Below are 20547 nucleotides of genomic sequence, written 5' to 3' on the forward strand. Positions count from 1 at the left end.
CATTTTACTAACAATAACTGGCTATTTATTTAATTCAAAACGTAGCTTTCGTTATATAGAAAGGAGTTTCAAATGGTATACCAAGGAAATCGCATCACGGTGACAATGCTAGAGGATGGCATCGCCAACATGCAGTACAACGCCGAAAATGAGAGCGTGAACAAGTTTGATGCTGAGACCAACAAGCAGTTTGGTGAAGCCGTTAGCGCGTTAGAAAAAGCTGACGACGTAAAAGGTCTTATTGTAACTTCAGCCAAAGGCGTGTTTATCGCTGGTGCTGATATCACAGAATTTGTCGGTTCTTTCAAAAAATCAGAAAGCGAGATCAAAGATTGGGTCGTTCATGTCAATGACGCTTTCAACCGTTTTGAAGACCTACCATTCCCGAAAGTTGCTGCCATCAATGGCGCTGCGATGGGCGGTGGTTGTGAGATGACATTGGTCTGTGAATACCGCGTCATGAGCGACAAAGCAATCATCGGTCTACCAGAAACTCAACTTGGTATTTTCCCAGGATTTGGTGGTACAGTTCGTAGTACACGTGTGATCGGTATCGACAATGCGCTTGAGCTTATCGCTACTGGTAGCCCGAAAAAACCACTTGCTGCTCTTAAACTTGGCTTAGTTGATGCAACCGTACCTGCTGATGACTTACAGGATGCTGCAATTGACCTAGTCAAAAAATGTATCTCAGGTGAGCTTGATTGGAAAGCAAAACGTGAAGAAAAACTAGCTCCAGTTAAGCTAAACCAGCTTGAGCAAGCCATGGCGTTCAACAGTGCCAAAGGTGCTATTTTTGCTAAAGCCAACCCTAAACAATACCCAGCGCCAGCGCTAGCAATCGAAGCGATTGAGAAGCACGTCAATCTACCACGTGACAAGGCAATCGAAGTAGAAGCGGCTGGTTTTGCTAAAGCGGCTAAAACCCCACAAGCAGAGAGCTTGGTTGGTCTATTCTTAAATGATCAATTGGTTAAAAAGCTAGCGAAACAACACAGCAAACAAGCACATGAAATCAATGAAGCTGCTGTACTAGGCGCTGGCATCATGGGCGGCGGTATCGCGTATCAAGCAGCCAGCAAAGGCCTGCCAATCATCATGAAAGATATCAAGTCTGAGCAATTAGACCTTGGTATGGGCGAAGCCAGCAAACTGCTTGGCAAAATGGTTGAACGTAAGAAAATGACCCCAGCGAAAATGGGTGAAACGTTGAGCCGTATTCGTCCTACTTTGAACTATGGTGACTTTTCTGAGACTGATATCGTAATCGAAGCGGTCGTAGAAAATCCAAACGTAAAACGTGCGGTACTAAAAGAAGTAGAAGGCCTGGTAAAAGACGATTGCATCCTAGCGTCAAACACCTCAACGATCTCTATTACTTATCTAGCAGAAGCGCTTGAGCGTCCAGAAAACTTCGTGGGTATGCATTTCTTTAACCCAGTACATCGTATGCCACTGGTAGAAGTTATCCGCGGTGAGAAATCATCTGAGGAAGCCGTGGCGACGACTGTTGCACTAGCCTCTAAAATGGGTAAAGTCCCTGTTGTAGTCAACGACTGCCCAGGTTTCCTTGTAAACCGTGTCTTGTTCCCATACTTTGGCGCGTTTGACTTACTACTCAAGCAAGGTGCTGATTTTGCTCATGTCGATAAAGTCATGGAAAAATTCGGTTGGCCAATGGGCCCTGCATACCTAATCGACGTCGTCGGTCTAGATACAGGTGTACATGGCGCAGCAGTAATGGCTGATGGTTTCCCTGATCGTATGAAGCCTGACTACAAAGGTGCCATTCAGCATCTATATGAGAATGAGCGTCTGGGTCAGAAAAACGGCATTGGTTTCTATAAGTATGAAACTGACAAGCGCGGTAAGCCAAAGAAAGTTGCTGACGAAGCTACTTACGAGTTACTCAAAACCACGACTGACAGCGACAAGCAAGAATTTGATGATCAAGCGATCATCGACCGTACTATGATTGCGTTTTGCAACGAAACGGTTCGCTGCCTAGAAGACAACATCGTAAGCACGCCTGCCGAGGCCGACATGGCAATGATTATGGGCGTAGGTTTCCCACCATTCCGCGGTGGCCCTTGCCGTTATGTTGACCAAATGGGTCTAGATAACTATTTAGCACTGTGTGAAAAGTATGCACACCTTGGCAAAGCCTATGAAGCGCCGCAAAAGATTCGCGATATGGCAGCAGCTGGCGAGACTTTTTACTCGGTCGCTTAATGAACATACCGTATTAGGATAAGTGTGGTACGTCTGGCAAAAGAGAGATAACAATGGATTTATTAATACTCTTTGATTGCAGACGTACTGTTTTAGTAGATTTACTTCAGAACTGATAGATGAGATTAATCATCGACGTACATAGCATACGGTGCTTTGTGCAAGACCAGTAAACCATAGCGCTGAAGTGAACTGCCTACACTGACAATAAAAATTGAAAAGGAAGATAGTATGACAACTTTAAGTCCAAAAGATGTGGTCATCGTAGATGGCGTACGCTCGGCAATGGGCAAAACCAAAAACGGTATGTTCCGCCATGTACGTGCTGACAGTATTTCAGCTGAACTGGTACGTGCTTTGGTAGAACGTAATGACTTTGATACCAATGACATCGAAGATATTATCTGGGGCTGTGTTAACCAGACTCTAGAGCAAGGTCTAAATATCGGTCGTAATATCGGTCTGCTAGCTGGTATTCCAAAAACTGCTGGTGGCCAAACGGTCAACCGTCTATGTGGCTCTTCTATGCAAGCGCTACATACTGCTGCTGCGCAAATCATGACCAACCAAGGTGATGTATTCATCATTGGTGGTGTTGAGCACATGGGCCACGTCGGCATGATGCACGGTGTTGATTTGAACCCAGCTGCCTCTAAGCATTATGCAAAAGCTTCAAACATGATGGGCTTGACCGCTGAGATGCTAGGCCGCATGAATGGCATTACACGTGAAGAGCAGGACGCTTTTGGTCTTGAGTCACATCGCCGTGCATGGGCTGCGACTACCGAAGGTCGTTTTGACAATGAAATCATCGGCATCGAAGGTCATGATGCGGCTGGTCGCTTGCAATTATGTACTGTGGATGAAGTGATTCGCCCAGATGCGACGATGGAGCAAATGCGCAACCTACGTCCAGCGTTTGATCCAAAAGGCGGTACGGTTACAGCAGCAACGTCATCTGCCTTGTCTGATGGTGCGTCAGCCATGCTAGTCATGAGCGCACAAAAAGCCAAAGATCTTGGTCTAAAGCCGCGTGCTCGTATTCGTAGTATGGCCGTTGCTGGTTGTGATGCGGCTATCATGGGCTATGGTCCTGTACCTGCTACCAACAAAGCACTAAAGCGTGCTGGTATGAGCATCGATGACATGCAAACCATTGAGCTAAACGAAGCATTTGCAGCTCAGGGTCTGTCTGTATTGAAAGGACTGAACCTGTCTGACAAGCAAGACATCGTTAACATCAACGGTGGTGCAATCGCTCTAGGTCATCCACTAGGATGTTCAGGTGCTCGTATCACCGTAACCTTACTAAACGCAATGGAGCAGTCAGATACTGAAATCGGTCTAGCGACGATGTGTATCGGTCTTGGCCAAGGTATTGCTACTGTTATTGAGCGCGTTTAATCTAGTCTATATAAATAAGATTATCTGAACACGCAAAAACAGCTATTTGCTCATAAATAAAACCCCCAGCCACCATGACTGGGGGTTTTTTATGGCATAAATAAACGAGCCACATGCACAGAAACAAAACTTGCGGTGCGTTTGCAAATTATCTCCATTGACGCATCCAAAAAACTGTGACTAAATAAGAGTGAGATAAACCATGGCACTATTAATGATAATTCTAAAATAGCTTTTGATAATAACTGTCAGCCGTACAAGGAGTGTACTATGTCTACCATGATTAATGATCGCACCTATCGAATCGCTCGTGAGAACACCCAGGCAATGATTATTGATGTACAAGAGCGCCTAACACCGCATATCTATGACCACGAAAACATCATCAAAAAAACCGTTACTCTAATCAAAGGGCTGCAAGCACTCAATATCCCAATTATGCTGAACGAACAATACAAAAAGGGATTGGGGGATACCTTACCAGAGTTACGCGACGTGCTTGAAGGAGATAATGCCAAAAGCTTCGAGAAAGTTACCTTTAGCGCTTGTGATAACAATGACACGTGGCATCATTTGGCACAGCAGAACCGTAGTACCGTGCTGCTATTTGGTGCTGAAGCGCATGTCTGTATTATGCAGACAGCATTAGATTTATTAGACAACGGCATGCAACCTGTCATCATTGGCGATGCGGTTGGCTCTCGTTTCCCTTACGATAAAAAACAAGCGATTCGCCGTATCCGCCGTGCGGGCGGAGTGATCAGTACCGTTGAGTCGATATTGTTTGAGCTGTGTCGTAGTAGTGAAGATCCTGCGTTCAAAACCATTATTAATTTGATAAAGTAGACAATCATATAATAGGGTGCTCAGTCATTTAACTGAAACATTTATAAGAGATAGCGCTTGATAACATCAGCGCTATCTTGCTGTTAGCAACATCATAATTCGCAAAATCATCAAAAAATTAGAGAGAAACATGTCCTCAAACACAACTATGTCATTGACCAACCCAAAGTCTGCTGCAAACATCGACATAGATGATGTTACTCACTTCTTATTAGAGCTAGATGCCCTCAAGCGTATCAACCGCCGCAGCTATGTGACAAAAACCACTCGCCGCGAAAACTCTGCCGAGCACTCTTGGCACTTGGCTATGGCGTGTTGGTCGATTGCTGAAGCGTTTGAATTAGATGTCAATCATGAGCGACTGCTAAAGATGGCACTGGTACATGATTTGGGTGAGATTGACGCTGGCGATACGTTTTTATTCGCAAACAGCCGTAGCGATGCGCACGTTGAAGAGCGCGCTGGTATTGCTCGACTACAAGCAGAGCGCGGTAATGGTATCGCAGCTTTAAGTGAGGTTTGGGAGGCGCAAGAAACGGGTAGCAGCAAAGAAAGCCAGTTGCTTAGGGTGGTTGACCGCTTATTGCCATTTTTACTCAATCTTAATACTGAGGGAAAAACGTGGGTCGAAGCCCAAGTAACACGTTCGCAGGTAGCTTATACCCTTGCTTTTATCAAAGACAGCTTTCCAACCATTCATGATTGGCTTACCAAAAATATCGACTATGCGACCCAGCAAGGATGGCTGATCGATGCATAACTTTATATGAGTGACAGGCATGAAAAAGCTCAGTTAAGTATGCATTAACATACCTAACTGAGCTGATATTTTGAGCGTTTTTATACAGTCGTATTATTGAGTATTTGCCATCCCTAGCAGTTGACCCATTTGCACGACGCTGTTGGCTTGCATGCTATCCAACCAGTCAGCTTTTGCTGCTTTTGGTAGTACCACGATAGCCGTTGAGCCTAAATAAAAACGTCCAAGTTCATCCCCTGCGGCAAACGGCATGTCATGATCAGCTTCTTGGATGTCGTCAGTACGAGTTATTTTGCCCGTTGCGACGGTTTCGATACCAGCGACGATCATAGCGCCTACCATGACAACGGCTGCTTTGCCGTACTTGGTATCGAACATGCAAACCAGACGCTCATTACGAGCAAATAAATCTGGTACGTTAGCGGCCGTAGTGTTATTAACCGAAAACAACGTGCCAGGTACGTAGCGAGTCTTGGTCAACGTACCTGTAAACGGCACATGGACACGGTGATAGTTGCTAGGTGCTAGGTAGATCGTCGCAAAACTGCCATCCGCAAAGTAACTGCCATCTTCGCTATCAGCCAGCAGCTGTCCGACATCATAGTGACGACCCTTGGCTTGCAATAGCTTATGGTCTTGGATTTGTCCGAGCTGAGAGATAATACCATCAGCAGGGCTGACGATACCGTTGTCAGTGGTATCGATGATACGAGCGTCTTCTTTTAATTCACGAGTGAAAAAATCATTAAAGCTCTCGTATGCGTTGAGACTCTGGCGCTCATAGTCGTCTAGGCTGATGTTATAGGCTTTTGCAAAACTACGAATAAAGGTACGTTTAACATAAGGATGGCGGCTGGCGGCCAAACGTCCAGCGACTTTACTGAGCTGCTGCTGTGGTACCAGCTGTTGTAAGGTGGTAAATACATTCATAATACGGCTACCAAAATAAGAGATGATGTCATTATTGCATGTGCAAGTTAATGACCGTATTTTATCATGGACAGCCCATTATTGTCTGAGCATAATCTGTTAAGGAATGAGTAAATGAAGGCACTTATACAACGAGTTAGGCGGGCTAGTGTGACTATCGATGAGCATTGTGTTGGCAAAATAGATCATGGAATACTGGCTTATATTGGTTTGGGGCATGAGGATAGTCTGAGCACGGCTCAGCGAATGATTGATAAAATTCTCACGTATCGTATTTTTGAAAATAATGAAGATCCCACAAAATTTGGTAAACTGGATAAAGATGTCCAGCAGGCAGGCGGTGGTTTGTTATTGGTGTCGCAGTTCACTTTGATGGCAAAAACAGACAAAGGTCGCCGTCCTGATTTTGGTGGTGCAATGGCACCTGATGCGGCTCAAATACTGTTTGAGCAACTTATAGACTATGCAAAAACACAGTACCCAAACGTCGCCACTGGTCAGTTTGGCGCTGACATGCAAGTCGATAGTGTCAATGACGGACCCCTAAATTTTCTACTGGAGATCTGACACTAGAGTGTCATCAAGCTGTCATAATTAATCCGTTTAATAGATAAAGACTGGTGAGTATTTATCGCCTTTTTACATGCTAAATTTTGCCCTCTAACACTGAGAATGTCATATGTATAACGAGCAAATTTTGATTGTTGAAGATGAACCTGCGATTCGTGAAATGGTTGTGATGACGCTAGAAATGGCTGGATTTGAGAGCCTGCAAGCCGCTGACGTCTCAGAGGCGCACCAGCAAGTGGTCGATCATAGACCGTCGCTGATCTTGTTAGATTGGATGCTACCGGGAGACAAAAGCGGCGTTGATTTTTGCCGTATGCTAAAGAACGATGAGCTGCTCTCTGAGATACCAGTCATTATGTTGACAGCGAAAAGTGAAGAGGACAGCAAGGTTTATGGACTCGATGCGGGTGCAGATGACTACATGACCAAGCCTTTTTCAACCCGTGAGTTGATCTCTAGAATCAAAGCGGTATTGCGCCGTAGTAGTGCGATGAGTAGTGACAAGCCTATTGAAATCGGTCAGTTGAGTCTAGATACCAAAAGCCAGCGTGTGACCGCCGCCGGAAAGGTCATCGATGTAGGCCCAACAGAGTATCGTCTATTGGCGTTTTTTATGAGTCATCCAGAGCGCGCTTATACACGAACGCAGCTCCTCGATCAGGTTTGGGGCGGCAACGTATACATCGAAGATCGCACCATCGACGTACATATTAAGCGTCTGCGTAAACTCTTGCGTCCTCATGACTGTGATACATTGATACAGACGGTACGCGGTACAGGCTATCGATTCTCTAGTCTTATTGAGCCAAGCTAGTCTTGCATACATAAGGTCGCTGGAATACTAAAATAGCGGATAGTGGTAAGGATAAGAAATGGACAAGACAGTGCCAGCACAACACAAAAAAACCCGTAACAGCCATCAGCAAGATACCCCAGAAAACACCTCTGCCCAGCATGAAGCAGAGCAGCTACAAAAAATCAGAAGCGCACTGCGAGCACTACGAGACGCGGTGATTTTAATCGATGAGAATGATTGTTTAGGATGGTGGAATCAGGCGGCGCAGGATCTATTGTCTTTACAGCAAGATGATAAAGGGAAGAGTGTCTTTGATTTTATTACCATACCAGAGTTTCACCAGTATTATGAAGACACCACGCTGCCCAATTATGAAGACACCACGCTGCCTAATGACGGCATCTACATAGAGTCATGGCGCGATCCTAGCCGCTACCTAAAATTTGAGCTCACATCTTTTGGTGATGAAAAGCTCCTATTTATTTATGATGTGACGCGCTTAAAGCACCTAGAGCAGATGCGTAAAGACTTTGTGGCAAATGTCTCTCATGAGCTACGCACACCATTGACCGTAATGACAGGTTACTTAGAAAACTTCACGGATCAGCCAGATATGCCGCCTCATTGGCGCCGTGGTTTTGAGCTCATGACTCAGCAAACAGCCCGTATGAATAGAATCGTAAATGACTTGCTGCTTTTATCTAGAATTGAGATCGAAGAGACGCATGAATTCAACGTTATAGATATGACCAAACTACTCACCCATATCTATGATGATGCACAAGCCTATAACCAAGCTTACAAGCATACCATTCACCTAGATATCGATACATATGATGGGCTATATGGGTCAGAGATGTACTTAAACAGTGCATTGTCTAATCTGGTGATTAATGCGATTAAATATACACCAAAAGGTGGCAATATTACTATCAGTTGGACGCGAACATCAGATGGATGCCGGTTTGCAGTCGAAGACGACGGATTGGGGATAGCACCAGAGCATATTGTTCGTTTGACGGAGCGCTTCTACCGTGTTGATAAAGGTCGCAGCCGTGCCACAGGTGGTACAGGTCTGGGGTTAGCTATCGTAAAGCATGTACTGCATCAACACGAAGCGCAGCTACAGATTGAATCAATAGAGGGTGAGGGTTCGACATTTAGTGTGGTATTTCCAGCCACTTATGTGCGTACAGTCACCGCAAACTAGGGCGTGTCCCTAATTTAAACGCTTATCACTAAATGGGCTAAAAATGGCTAAATCTTTGGCAAGCGGCGTCAAATAGCTGATCAATATCTCGATATTGTCTGCACTATTTTCCTTGTTAGCTTGCGATTTATTTCATTTTTATCGCCATTTTTAAAATAGGGACACGCCCTAGCACCTCTCTTGATATAAGTTATTAGAGCTTTTTATACATTATGCTTAATTCTTTTGTAAAAGCGGGTAGGGGTTCACAGCACTGCCGTTAATATAAATACCATAATGTACATGCGGCGGTGTCCCTTTTGCATTGCCGCTATCACCCACGTAGCCAATAGTATCGCCTTTATTGACCCAATCATTGGGAGAGATATCAGCATAGTCCTCTAGATGAGCATAATAATGTCCTGCACCGCCCGGTCCTACTACGACGACCACGAGGCCACCTAAAGTATTTTCGCCAACCTTGCTCACGATACCCTGCGTGGTTGACTGTATGGGTGTTCCTCGTTCTGCAAAGATATCGATACCTTCATGTGAGCGCCCTTGACTGCGTGCTGCGCCCCACGTATCCGTCAGGTTTTGCCCTGGTAGTGGGCTGGGTAAGCTATCTTCTGTCGGCAGTTCTTGCTGCAGCAAACTCATCTGTTGCCATTTGGCGACCACAAATGATTGGGTCTGTTGGCTGATATCGGGCAGCAGCTTATCAAACACAAATAACAGCCCCAGCAATACCACTGCTCTAATCAGTACGCTCAACACGCGCCCAAAAATAGAAGGCTTGGGTTGTTTGTTTTTTTCATCTACTAGCATTGAGGTCTCTTATCTGTTTTATACGATATAAAGTATTATAAAAGCCCTGTATACAAAGGTGTGTATAGCATTGTTATCTATAGATTTTATCCCCATAAATACAGGTGTCATTAAATACAAGCACAGCAAATATAACGTTATCTACTTAACACTGTTGTTGAGCGATGACGGTGCTATGGATGGTTAACTTCTTATGAATGATGCTTTTAACACGGCTGATATCTCTACTATGGCTGAGACGGCGCTTGTCATCGATACTGAAACTGATCAAGGCCGTGATCCGAGGCCGATTCAAGTGGCGACGATCAATGTGACAACTGGATATGAGTGGATGAAATACTTCAACAGTGGTCGTTCGATATCACCTGTGGTTATCAAGGTGCATGGTATTACGGATGCTGACGTCGCTGGTCTTGAGCGCTTTGAATTAGATCAATTTGAGCTACCAGAGTATTTGATCGGACATAACGTACGCTTTGATTGGCGAGTGATTGGTAGTCCCTCTGCTAAGCTCATCTGTACCGTGAGACTGGCGCGCGCCGCTTTTCCAGAATGGCGCGCGTATGGTCAGTCAAAGTGCATTGAGCAGTTGTTGGGCAAGAGCGAGGCGGGTGCCATGACGATTGCCGCTCATGACGCGTTAGGTGACGCACGAATGTGCTATCTGCTTTATCAGGCATGCTGTGAGCGACTGGAGATTGCCCCGACAGATTTTGCAGCGGCACATGCGATTTCTAACAAAGCGACTCCTGTGAGTAAGATGCCGTTTGGTAAGCATAAAGGCAAACCAATCAAAGAGGTGCCTATCAGCTATGTAAAATGGATGATAGGCAATATTCATAATATGCAGCCGTCACTATACTCCGCCCTAAAGAAGCGTATTGAAGCAGAGAAAACTCAAGAAGGTGAATAATTAAAGCCTATTCACCTTTGCTCAGCCAATCTACTGCCATTTGCCAAAGCTCTGGTGCTTTAGCATTGGTTTTACCACTAAAATAGAGCATATGACCGACTTGATTTAGTCCAAAATCATCAGGGTCCAAGAAGCGCTTTTCTACAGGCATCTTGGTAAATACGCGTATCATATCGTCCATATTTTCACTGTTGGCGATATCATCATCACTAAAGCCTAACCATAGTGCTGGCATGCTGAGCTCATCATAAAAATGCGTATGAATGCTTTTTCCAAACGCGGTTTTGATATAGCCTGCGCCATTGCACCACTCACGCCACTGGCGCGCCACACCGCGTGGTAGCGGCTCGCCCATACCGATCTTGTCTGCGGGGGTATAACCCAATGCTAGATTGGTGGTCGGTATAAAAACGTCCATAAACCACATCGCTTTGAGCTTATAGGGCATACCCATGTTTTTGATCTGCCCTGATGAGCAGGCGACATTGAACACTGAAGAGATGGCGTCATGGTTCGGCATTAACCCAATGAGCTGTCCACCTGCGCTGTGGCCGATGAGATGGTAAGACGCGTTAGGGAACTGATCTTGTAGCGCATCAAGTACGGCTGGCATATCATGGCGACCCCAGCTGATTAAAGAAGCACTACATTTTGCCAGCTCAGTCGACAATGACTCGCCGATACCTTCATTGTCAAAGGTCAGGACACCAAAGCCACTCTGTGCCAAATATGTCGCAAAGTTATGATAAAAACGGCGCTTGATGCCGGTAGCGGGTGCTATCATAATGGCTTTTGTTGGCGCCTCTTTAGGACGATAGACTGTAGCTGCCAGTACTTGATTGCGATCGGTCATGATGCTTAGCGAGTATGTGTCGATATCAGTAGTGCTGTCTATGCTGTTGGCGTTGATCAGATTGTTGTCGATGATAGAGTTTGGGTGGTCTGTGGCCAAAGAAGCGTTGCGATTATCCATCGTTATACCTTAGTGTTTTTTTATTGGTAGATAATAATTATTAAACTATGATGTGTCACAAATACATGTCTTTAAAGTGTAGTTTTTGCGTAGTGATAAATCCCTGTGACTGTGTGATAGCATTGCTTATGTTAAGATAAATGCTGGTGAGACGGTTGCTCAAATATGACTTCCAAGTTTTGTATCCCTTGGCTGAGCGCGTTTTATAAACAATGTGCATGATAATACAATCGAAGGGTGTCGGTGTTTGACCTTCATCAATAACAAGCACTCAATAAAACCTGATATAAAAATTAAGGACGCTGTATGCAAATGAAAATAAATGACGATACTTACGATGTAATCACGAGTAAGGACATCACAAACATAGAAAAAGCAGTGGATAAATCAGCATTGACGATGCCATTGGTCGCGGTATATTGCGGCTCGCGCTTGGGCAACAGTGATGTCTATGAGCAGGCGGCGCGTGAATTGGGCAGTGCGTTGGCAAATAATGGTATGGGGTTGGTGTATGGCGGAGCCAGTATCGGTCTCATGGGTGCTGTGGCAGATGAAGTCATCATAGGTGGTGCCGAGGCCGTGGGTGTTATCCCAACTTTCATGCTCAAGCACGAAATTGCTCATGAGCAGCTAACTCGCTTGCATTTGACTGATACGATGCATACTCGTAAGACCGTCATGGCAGAGTACGCGGACGCTTTTATTACCTTGCCGGGCGGACTAGGTACACTAGAAGAAATCATGGAAATCGCTACATGGCGTCAGTTGTACCAACACGAAAAGCCAATGATTATTTTAAATATCAATGGTTTTTATGACCGTATGATCGAGCATTTAAAATATACGACTGAGCAAGGTTTTATGAAGCAGCAAGATTTAGACCGTCTAGTAGTATGCAATACTATTGATGAGGCAATCGACATGTTACAGACCGTCGTGACTATCAAAGACGATGTCGATACAGAAAAAATGGCAGGCAGTAACCGCTAGGGTTGTCAGTATATAACCTAAATATGCTTATCAATCTGAAATGATGGCAATCATCGTTAGTACATTGAAAGCAAGCACACTGCAAGTGAGCACAAAAAAGTAGCAGATAACCCTATATAGGTTGTCTGCTCTTTTTTCTACGTAGGGACAAAGTAACAACTTATCAATGAACGATAACGGCTACGCACCAGCCGGTGACAAATCGTCCAAAACGGCTTCGCGGACACTATGATTGACATCTGCCATCGCTATTGGAAAACCGCGCTGCTCAGCGAGTACGCGAGCCACCTTATCGACAGACACACCATCGTTGTGTGTCAGATATGACCATTCGTGCGCATAACGACCACGATTCATCGGTGTATCGTTATCTACTAGTCCAAGTTCTGTCAACTCATTGACTATCTGATCAGCAGCGATCAGGGTTGAAGACGCTTTGACATTTTCTGCACGGGCGTAGCGTATATTAGAGTATAGGCTGACATCAGCCACTCGCAATGTATCATCCTCTCCAGGGATTTGCTGCCCACCATATAGCGCGTTACCGATGGTACGTGCACTATTAAATGTTGGTACAAACTCAGCCACATATTCAATCGCTTGCTGACTACGCGCTTGTAATGGTGCCTTGTCCCAACCATCTTCGATATAGTGCACATACTGCTGTGGTAGCTTGGGCTGAGCGCTATCCGTATTAGAGGCGACCAAACCATCATCGAATAAAGTGATCGCTTTACTCATCCCATGTATTTGGAAGTAGCCACCAGGGTAAGGGGTTAGCTGTGCCATGCCCTCGGGCGTACCTCGTTGACCATAAACAATAATCTCAGGTATCTGTCCACCTGCATCGCCCCAGTGAGTAACATAAGAAGATTTGAACTCTACCATACGCGTGACTTCTACACCGACCATATCGTCGATGACGCCAGTGCGAAAACCGCACGCATTGATTAGATAATCAACTTCGATAGACTCAGTTTGAGAGGCGTTCTCTTGTTTTTGAGCTTGGTTGTGAGCTTGCTGATAGTCAATACGCCATTTAGTAACATGATGATCGGCGTTGGTGCAGTTCTCACAATCTACCGGAACTACTTTTTGTACCGTAGTATCGGTGAAGACATGGGCATGGTCATACTCTTCAAGCGCTAACTGCGCAGAGGCCGCCAAACGAAATATATTCCAGCCGTACTCTTGTACAACAATCAGCGGAAATTTTACTTTGTTTAAGTCTAGGTATTTGGCAACAGGTATTACCCATTCATCAACTGTGCTCGGTACGGCAACTTGCTCACGTTTAGAGAGCTCTAGCAGCTGTTCATGACTATAGAGTTGATAGTAGTCTTCAGGCTCGCCCAATACTTTATTGTTAGCGTCTTGCTCGATCAGTTCTTGATAAGCGTCTGTCAACGTATCCAAGCGCGGTAGCAAGTCTTCAGGAAACCCTTCGTCGCGTGTTGGCACCGCAAATACCGTGGGGCGAACGTCGATGGTATGAGGATAGAGGCGTAATATATCGATACATTGTTTAAGAAGTGCCACACAATCCTCATCAGGTATCTCACGGTATAAGTTACCACCTGCATGCAAATGGCACATTGGTGGACCATCAATAAGTGATTTTTTCTTTTCAAACAAGTAAGTTTCAAGTCCTAGCGCTGCTAAGCGAATAGCTATCGTTGACCCTGCAGTACCGCCGCCCAAGATACCAACGCGTTTTGTAGGCGATACGTTTTTGCCTCCATGAGACATCAAGTCAACAGCAGAACCCTGTTTGGCAGAGTCTTGTTTGATAAGGTGAGCGCGATTTTTATTAGAAGACTGAGTCATTGTCGTCGTTGTATCCTTAGTAGCATTTGCATCAGGCTATGCTCGGTGTAATCGTGTAATGTCTTATAACTATTGATATGCGTGCGAAAGGCGCTAAGTTCAACATTCATGTATGAGTTGCAGTGAGCATGTTGTCTATTGTGTCATAGTCTATTGTGTAGACATGCTTCACTTCCATAAGACTATTTTACGAAGAACTGTAGATAATATGATGACAAATACGTAAGTAGATGCATGAGTTTTGTCAACGAGGTGCCATAACCGCAGATTGGTTTTTGACAGAAGAGCGAAGTAAGAAGCAAGATAGTAGAGTTAAGGTGCTAAGTGAAAATGCTCGTACTTAATCATTTTGTAAAGTTCAGCCACTTTTGTAAGTTTGTATATGGATGACCGTTATAGCGAAAAGCTGTGTGCTATATTTATTTCGCTCAAGTGAGGTTAAAGCCCAGTTTTTATATCAGAAAACAAAAACGGCTCATAAAATTTATTATTACAATTATCAAAATGACAAGGAAGTTACTATGAAAAATATCATGATGTTATCTGCTCTAACAGGTGTTTTGGCTCTGACAGGCTGTACGACACTAAAGAGCGTCGTCGGTAATGACATGTCAGGTACACATGAGGTGCAAGCCACTAGCAATAATACTGCACCAGTCGCTAGTAAAAACGGCGTATTGGTCGACGCAACCAATCACATGACACTATATACTTTTGACAAAGATTCAATGAACATGTCAGCTTGCGGCACCGCCTGCCAAGTTGTGTGGCCAATATTTCAAGCTCCAAGCAATGCCAAAGCTTCTGGTCAGTTTGCTGCATTCAAGCGTGAAGATGGTAAGTATCAGTGGGCCATGAATGGTAAACCTTTATACTTTTACGCCAATGACACCAAAATGGGTGATAAAGATGGCGACGATAAGCTTGACGTTTGGCACGTGATCCCAACAAAATAATCTACGATAGTTTGATATAGACATAAAAAAGCAGCACCTATATAGGCGCTGCTTTTTTGTTACCGTCGAATAAAAATTGATATTTAGGACGAACGTAGATATTCAGCAAAGTCTGTCTTTATTTTTTCTCTACCAGTTCACCGTCGATTTGGATAGGGACGTTGGTCGTAATACCGCTAGCATAAGCAGTCATACCATAAGCGGCGCGATCAATCGTACCAGTAGCGCGAAAACCAGCAACGGGCTCTTTAGTCAGTGGGCTGTTATCGATTTTATTTAACGTAACATCCAATGTCAGCGGTTTGGTCTGACCGAGTAAAGTAAAGTCGCCAGTTACTTTAGCTTGCTGTGGGTTGATAAATTTAACTTGGGTCGATTTGAACGTCATGGTTGGGTACTTTTCGACATTAAAAAACTCATCGGTTTTTAGATGTTTATCACGAGCATCCCAATTGGTATCGATACTATCAGTTGCAATAGTAAATTCCATGCTGGCTTGATTTGGTGCTTTCATATCATAATTCACCACGCCCTCGACATCACTAAAATGACCCATTGTGGTTGAGAATCCCATATGGCTCACAGAAAATCCAACACGAGTATGTGAATCATCTAATTCCCACTGAGTTGGTAGTGCCGCACTTGCCATAGTAGTGATAGCAAGCGCTGAGCTGACGAATAACGCTTTAGCAGTAGTTTTCATTGTCGTGTTTATCATTGAATAGTCCTTATTGAGTATTTGTTTTCCATGCTTGATTATGAATCTAAGCTTGTCTATAAATGAGTAGAGCGATACTTCCTGTAGACCTGATCAATACCGCATAGTTGTGTAGTTTAATATGCTAAGTATAAATGACATAGTCACAGCATATATGTTTAGATAAACTACAATATTTTATACTACAGATTAATTTTACTAACTAAATAATTGTACTGAATTACATTGATTATCTCAAGACCGTAGCTATATTATTGACAACTTATCACATATCTCTATCACAACTGCAGCTTGCGTCCGCGTCAAAAAAGCGTTAAAATCGCGGTTTAATTTTCCCGCTGGGGAAAGGCTAAGTGAGCAGAGGCGTGGTATTGGGTGCTGGAATAAGCCAGTGATGCAGTTGCCATACTTGTAATGTCCTTAGTGCCTCAGTTACGTATGTGTTCGCTTGTTTGAGACATCATTTATGATGTTGATTGACACTGCCCTACATACATCGGACCTAGAGAGTATATTATGCGTAAAGATATCCATCCTAACTATCAAGAAGTTTTATTCCACGACACTAACGCTGACGTGTTCTTTTTGACTCGCTCAACGGCTAAGACTAAAGCGACTCGTGAATACGAAGGTAAAGAATACCCATACTACCCACTTGATATCTCAAGTGCGTCGCATCCATTCTATACTGGTGAGCAACGTAAAACGTCTACTGAAGGCCGTGTTGCAAGCTTCAACAAACGCTTTGGTGCATTTGGTGGCCGTAGCAAGAAAGCTGCTGACGCTGCTGAGTAATTTACCCTTATGGTGTAAATATATACTGCCAAGCAATAAAAAACCGCTGACTATTCAGCGGTTTTTTTTGTTTTAAACCTTTCGTTCTTAGGTGTGCTTAGCAGTCAGTCTAAGCGGTAGATGAGTCTAATAACTGAGTCATCGTCTCTACAATCTGCTGCGCCCAGTAGCCATACATCAGGCTACTCGGATGAAAGCCATCACTCGCGAACATCACAGCGATATCGATAGGGTCACCATTTGCATGCTCCTCTATCATACGGGCAAAGTCAGTTGCCATGTAGTGGACACCATTATGAGCTGTGCACACTTGCTGTAATATCTCATCAAGCAATGAGGCTTTTGCACCCACAAAATTATTGAGCGGCGCAGGGATTGCAGGCATTTGCGCCATTGGTGGTAAACTCAAAAATATTAACTCACGGACACCGAATTTACGCTGTGCAATATTAATAATGTCTTCGATCTGCTGCTGCCATTTTTGTACAGAGACATTAGAAGTCGTATCATTGACGCCGACACTCAGCAACATCACATCAATAGGCTGCTCAGGAGCAGGTAGGACATACAATCTGCGCAAAATATCAAAACTGGTATGACCTGTGGTCGCCTGCAATGACCAATTAAGCTGAGCAAAGTTGGCCCGAATAACCTGATGCTGCTCCAATATCGGTATGAGTTTGCCAACCAGCGCCTCTTGCTGAGTTTGGCTGCCGACACCTGCTGCTGCCGAGTCACCGACGACCATTAGGTTGAGTGTGGTATTTATTTCAGATGACGACCCATCTGCTTTCGGCAATTTAACCACACCATGCCTTTCACCGTGTGGCTCAGGCAGACGAACCGTATCACGCTTGATTTTACGACCTTGATAAAAGTATACAGGGGCAAATAGTACGTCTTTTGCAACCGCTGTTAGTTTGTTGGTATCTACCATCCCGCACGTTCCCTAATAGTTGTCAGGCTATCTTCGATTAGTAGTTGACCGTCCACATAGACATCACGTAATAGGTTGTCAGCTGTGGCACTTATGTCTTGTTCTTTTATGGTTTCTATCTGACCGCTTTCGTTTTTTACTAACGCCAGTCGCCCTTTTTTTGAGCGTTTTGAGCGGCTAGTGACGGGGTCTTTGTAAATGTCTTTCCATACGCCATTGATACAGATGGCGCTAGACTTCATTGCCCAGCTCATAGTGTCGCGATTGACTTGTTGTAGTAGACCGCCGCCCATACCAAAAGTCACGTTTTCGGCGCTAAAGCCTGCTTTCGTCACCACATCAATAATTTTGCTCAAGCTCTGGGCACTGATGCCATCCCCTTGGATGATACGCACATAATCGGGCAGCACTTTGTAGCCTTTGCTGTTTGTCGTCGTACCAAATTTCACAGCCAAACGCTCTAACGCTTCTCGAACAACTTTGGTCGGCTCACCGCTATCTGGTCGAATGACTAAGGTGCCGCCCATATTTTTGACGTCATCCTTTAAAGTATCACCCCAGATATTGTCGATTGCATTCCACAAGTCATAGCTATCAGATACGACTGAGAGCGCTTTATCTTCACCGCCAAACTGATCAATCATGTTGTGAAAAGCAGCGGTCTCACCATCGCGTCCCCATGCGGTCATCGTACTGTGCTCAGCTGCTGGGATAGAGAATGCAGGCATGTCCTCACCCATCTGATACCAGCGGCTGGCAGCAACCAATGCTGTCATCGAGTCCGTCCCAGCAAAGTTGACCAAATGTGCCAAACTACCCAGCGCAACGGTCTCTTGACTAGAGGCACCGCGTGCGCCAAAGTCATGCAAGCGAAACGGGAGCGACTCTGTGTTGTCCGCTGACTTTTCTAACGCTTGACGGATAATGTCTTTGCAGTAGCGAGAGACACTAGCAACCGTTGACGGGTACCAAATCGCGCGTAATAGTGCCGTTTCAATATAACTGGGTAACCAATAGAACTCAGGGTCGGTATTGATAACCTGACAGACCACGTTAGACACAGGCACGATGCTGCCTTCGGGTATGGCCTCGATACGCAGTGGCAAGTAGCCATTGTGTTTTTCGATCAAGTGTTCCCAGCCAGCACGATTAAAGGTTAGCCCATGTGCTTGAATCACTTTTTCGGCTTCATCGATATCTTGATGGGTGATAGGGGTACTTAGGTATTCTTTGATAAAGGCTTGCAAGCCAAAAAACACCACATCGTAGTCGCCTTTGCGCGCTTCAATGTAACTTGACAGATACTCACTACCGCTTGGGTATTGCACCCAATGTGAGGTCTTATAGCTGTCGCTGTTTAAGATTAAATTGTTTAGATTGCTGGTGTACATCACAGAACTCCTCTGCTTTGAGATGCCGCAGCTGCTTTAATAAAAAAACAATTAGAAAGCAGTAGCGGCGGTTAAGTGCCGTCTATCGGCACTGGTATAAAATTTTGAGGACGAATGGTGCGCTCGCTAATGATGGTTGAATTAGCAGTTATTCTCTCAACCAGTCACTAAGACAAGCTATGTCTAAAAACAGGCTACAACCCAACCATCTTGGTAATAATCGCATAGTGGTCTTCAAACATCATCTTGGCATCAAGCTCAGCGAGTGGCAACCAAAATGCTTTGGTTGCATCATCGCCGCCTTTTACTTTTGGCAATCCTTTTGGATCGTTTTTGAGTTGAAAATAAAAGGCTTGGGTAATGGTGCGACCACGCGCTGAACGATACGGGTCGTCAAAGGTATGCTGACTGTGGCAAGAGCCGCGCAGTACAGGCTCAGGGACCTTGAGGCGTGTCTCTTCACGCAGCTCGCGGATACACGCATCGAATAGCGTCTCTTTTGGGTCCAAAAACCCGCCCGGCAGTGCCCAAAGCCCACGCCCTGGCATACTGCGTCGCTCAACCAATAGAATATGTCCCGACTGTACAATCAGCGCGTCAGCCGTCATAAAGGTCGGCGGGTAGGGTGCTGACTCCCATTGTCTTTTGTATTTATCGATGAAGTCCGCTTCTTCGTGCAGCTGCTGATAGTCTTCGGTTTGCTTGAACTCGTCGAGGACGTTACGTGTCGACTCAGGCGTACGCTCGGGCGTCGGCGTAGCACCCATTAGGTAGCTGTCGCGAATCGGCGTGGCAGATAGGTTCTGATAATTGGGCACTGACACAGAGTCCCAGTTAGGGAATAGCGATAGGTAATACGATGAGCTGTCTTTTGAATGACCAATCAAGCCAATATCTGTCTGCAAGTCACCAGTGACAGATTTCACGCCTGCTTGGACATACTGGAGCCAGCGTGTGTCGTTATATAGTGCATCGTCTAGACCAACACAGTGGATACGTGCAGCATCCTCTGCTGAGTAAGCGCCTTTGATCATTGCAGCACGCTCAGCGACGCTAAACGGATTACGTAAGCTGCGTGGTAGATTAGCAGAGCCAATCAGCATAATCACATCGTCTGAGCGTTTTAATGCCTCATCAATAACGGCCTTGTGTCCAGCATGAAACGGCTGGAAACGTCCGATAAAAACCAAATAACGATAGTGTTTATTGCCTTTCTGATCCAGGTTTTGCTTATCTGACTGTTGCTCTGATAATTCACTCATAGACGCCAACTTCCTACGACTTATTTTTATTGATTAAAAATTGATGACGCTAATACTGACACAGCCTGTGACTTTCTGACAAGTACAAAGATGTTTTGTTAGATCTATTAGCTAGGTTGTATTTAGATAGATGAGTGTATTTCCTATAAGGAATAGAGTGATAAACAAAATAATTATGACAGTATATATTGAGAAGTAGCATTTAAAGGCATTTGCTTCTTTGGGCGTTA

Annotated in this window: 19 protein-coding genes; 11 read left to right on the forward strand and 8 right to left on the reverse strand. The window is 44.8% G+C overall.

The window, feature by feature from the left end:
* Positions 1–72: 72 nt before the first annotated feature.
* The 4 genes from fadB to AC5JP1_RS11620 all read left to right on the forward strand — a co-directional run bounded on the left by fadB (position 73) and on the right by AC5JP1_RS11620 (position 5242).
* Positions 73–2232 (forward strand): fatty acid oxidation complex subunit alpha FadB, encoded by a 2160-nt coding sequence (gene fadB, locus AC5JP1_RS11605; protein ID WP_443527012.1) that lies wholly within the window; start codon positions 73–75, stop codon positions 2230–2232.
* A 231-nt stretch (positions 2233–2463) separates the two neighbouring features.
* Positions 2464–3636 (forward strand): acetyl-CoA C-acyltransferase FadA, encoded by a 1173-nt coding sequence (gene fadA, locus AC5JP1_RS11610; RefSeq protein WP_443527011.1) that lies wholly within the window; start codon positions 2464–2466, stop codon positions 3634–3636.
* A gap of 270 nt (positions 3637–3906) precedes the next feature.
* A complete protein-coding gene (locus AC5JP1_RS11615) occupies positions 3907–4482 on the forward strand; it encodes an isochorismatase family protein (protein ID WP_493844222.1) in 576 nt (191 codons plus the stop codon).
* 130 nt (positions 4483–4612) lie between these two features.
* Entirely contained in the window at positions 4613–5242 is a 630-nt protein-coding gene (locus tag AC5JP1_RS11620; RefSeq protein ID WP_493844223.1) for an HD domain-containing protein, read from the forward strand.
* A 93-nt stretch (positions 5243–5335) separates the two neighbouring features.
* On the opposite strand, the gene asd is transcribed toward AC5JP1_RS11620, so the two are convergent.
* Positions 5336–6172, reverse strand: coding sequence for an archaetidylserine decarboxylase (asd, locus tag AC5JP1_RS11625; RefSeq protein WP_493844224.1), 837 nt, complete (start codon positions 6170–6172; stop codon positions 5336–5338).
* Between the two features lie 114 nt (positions 6173–6286).
* On the opposite strand from asd, the gene dtd reads away from it, so the two are divergent.
* The 3 genes from dtd (at position 6287) to phoR (ending at position 8748) form a co-directional block, all read left to right on the forward strand.
* Positions 6287–6739, forward strand: a complete 453-nt coding sequence (dtd, locus tag AC5JP1_RS11630) for a D-aminoacyl-tRNA deacylase (RefSeq protein WP_493844225.1) — start codon at positions 6287–6289, stop codon at positions 6737–6739.
* A 112-nt stretch (positions 6740–6851) separates the two neighbouring features.
* On the forward strand, positions 6852–7556 hold the full coding sequence (gene phoB, locus AC5JP1_RS11635; protein ID WP_319051026.1) for a phosphate regulon transcriptional regulator PhoB: 705 nt from the start codon (positions 6852–6854) through the stop codon (positions 7554–7556).
* Positions 7557–7614: 58 nt separating this feature from the next.
* Positions 7615–8748 (forward strand): phosphate regulon sensor histidine kinase PhoR, encoded by a 1134-nt coding sequence (gene phoR / locus AC5JP1_RS11640; RefSeq protein ID WP_493844226.1) that lies wholly within the window; start codon positions 7615–7617, stop codon positions 8746–8748.
* Positions 8749–8964: 216 nt separating this feature from the next.
* On the opposite strand, the gene AC5JP1_RS11645 is transcribed toward phoR, so the two are convergent.
* Complete coding sequence (locus AC5JP1_RS11645; RefSeq protein WP_493844227.1) at positions 8965–9555, reverse strand: M23 family metallopeptidase; 591 nt, start codon at positions 9553–9555, stop codon at positions 8965–8967.
* A 193-nt stretch (positions 9556–9748) separates the two neighbouring features.
* Between AC5JP1_RS11645 and AC5JP1_RS11650 the strand changes: the two genes are divergently transcribed.
* Positions 9749–10468, forward strand: a complete 720-nt coding sequence (locus AC5JP1_RS11650; protein ID WP_493844228.1) for a 3'-5' exonuclease — start codon at positions 9749–9751, stop codon at positions 10466–10468.
* A gap of 7 nt (positions 10469–10475) precedes the next feature.
* On the opposite strand, the gene AC5JP1_RS11655 is transcribed toward AC5JP1_RS11650, so the two are convergent.
* Complete coding sequence (locus tag AC5JP1_RS11655) at positions 10476–11441, reverse strand: alpha/beta hydrolase family protein (RefSeq protein WP_493844229.1); 966 nt, start codon at positions 11439–11441, stop codon at positions 10476–10478.
* 306 nt (positions 11442–11747) lie between these two features.
* Between AC5JP1_RS11655 and AC5JP1_RS11660 the strand changes: the two genes are divergently transcribed.
* Positions 11748–12431 carry an LOG family protein gene (locus AC5JP1_RS11660; RefSeq protein WP_493844230.1) on the forward strand — a complete coding sequence of 228 codons (684 nt, stop codon included), beginning with the start codon at positions 11748–11750 and terminating at the stop codon, positions 12429–12431.
* 180 nt (positions 12432–12611) lie between these two features.
* Here the strand turns inward: AC5JP1_RS11660 and AC5JP1_RS11665 are convergent, their stop codons facing one another.
* Entirely contained in the window at positions 12612–14180 is a 1569-nt protein-coding gene (locus AC5JP1_RS11665) for an FAD-dependent oxidoreductase (RefSeq protein WP_493844488.1), read from the reverse strand.
* 599 nt (positions 14181–14779) lie between these two features.
* On the opposite strand from AC5JP1_RS11665, the gene AC5JP1_RS11670 reads away from it, so the two are divergent.
* Positions 14780–15214: a COG4315 family predicted lipoprotein gene (locus tag AC5JP1_RS11670; protein WP_319051019.1), complete on the forward strand. Its 435-nt coding sequence runs from the start codon at positions 14780–14782 to the stop codon at positions 15212–15214.
* Positions 15215–15332: 118 nt separating this feature from the next.
* Here AC5JP1_RS11670 and AC5JP1_RS11675 read toward each other — a convergent pair whose 3' ends face one another.
* Positions 15333–15932 (reverse strand): YceI family protein, encoded by a 600-nt coding sequence (locus AC5JP1_RS11675; RefSeq protein ID WP_493844231.1) that lies wholly within the window; start codon positions 15930–15932, stop codon positions 15333–15335.
* Positions 15933–16448: 516 nt separating this feature from the next.
* On the opposite strand from AC5JP1_RS11675, the gene AC5JP1_RS11680 reads away from it, so the two are divergent.
* The gene (locus AC5JP1_RS11680; protein WP_057761772.1) at positions 16449–16727 is read left to right on the forward strand and encodes a type B 50S ribosomal protein L31; all 279 of its coding nucleotides are present in this window, start codon (positions 16449–16451) and stop codon (positions 16725–16727) included.
* A 109-nt stretch (positions 16728–16836) separates the two neighbouring features.
* On the opposite strand, the gene AC5JP1_RS11685 is transcribed toward AC5JP1_RS11680, so the two are convergent.
* From AC5JP1_RS11685 to AC5JP1_RS11695, 3 genes are all read right to left on the reverse strand, one after another.
* A complete protein-coding gene (locus tag AC5JP1_RS11685; protein ID WP_493844232.1) occupies positions 16837–17664 on the reverse strand; it encodes an SGNH/GDSL hydrolase family protein in 828 nt (275 codons plus the stop codon).
* The gene (locus tag AC5JP1_RS11690; RefSeq protein ID WP_493844233.1) at positions 17658–19055 is read right to left on the reverse strand and encodes a nicotinate phosphoribosyltransferase; all 1398 of its coding nucleotides are present in this window, start codon (positions 19053–19055) and stop codon (positions 17658–17660) included. Before AC5JP1_RS11690 ends, AC5JP1_RS11685 begins: the two co-directional genes overlap by 7 nt.
* Before the next feature lie 194 nt (positions 19056–19249).
* Positions 19250–20317, reverse strand: coding sequence for a bifunctional nicotinamide-nucleotide adenylyltransferase/Nudix hydroxylase (locus AC5JP1_RS11695; protein ID WP_493844234.1), 1068 nt, complete (start codon positions 20315–20317; stop codon positions 19250–19252).
* Between the last annotated feature and the right edge of the window lie 230 nt (positions 20318–20547).

The sequence above is a fragment of the Psychrobacter sp. H29 genome, from assembly GCF_059073055.1.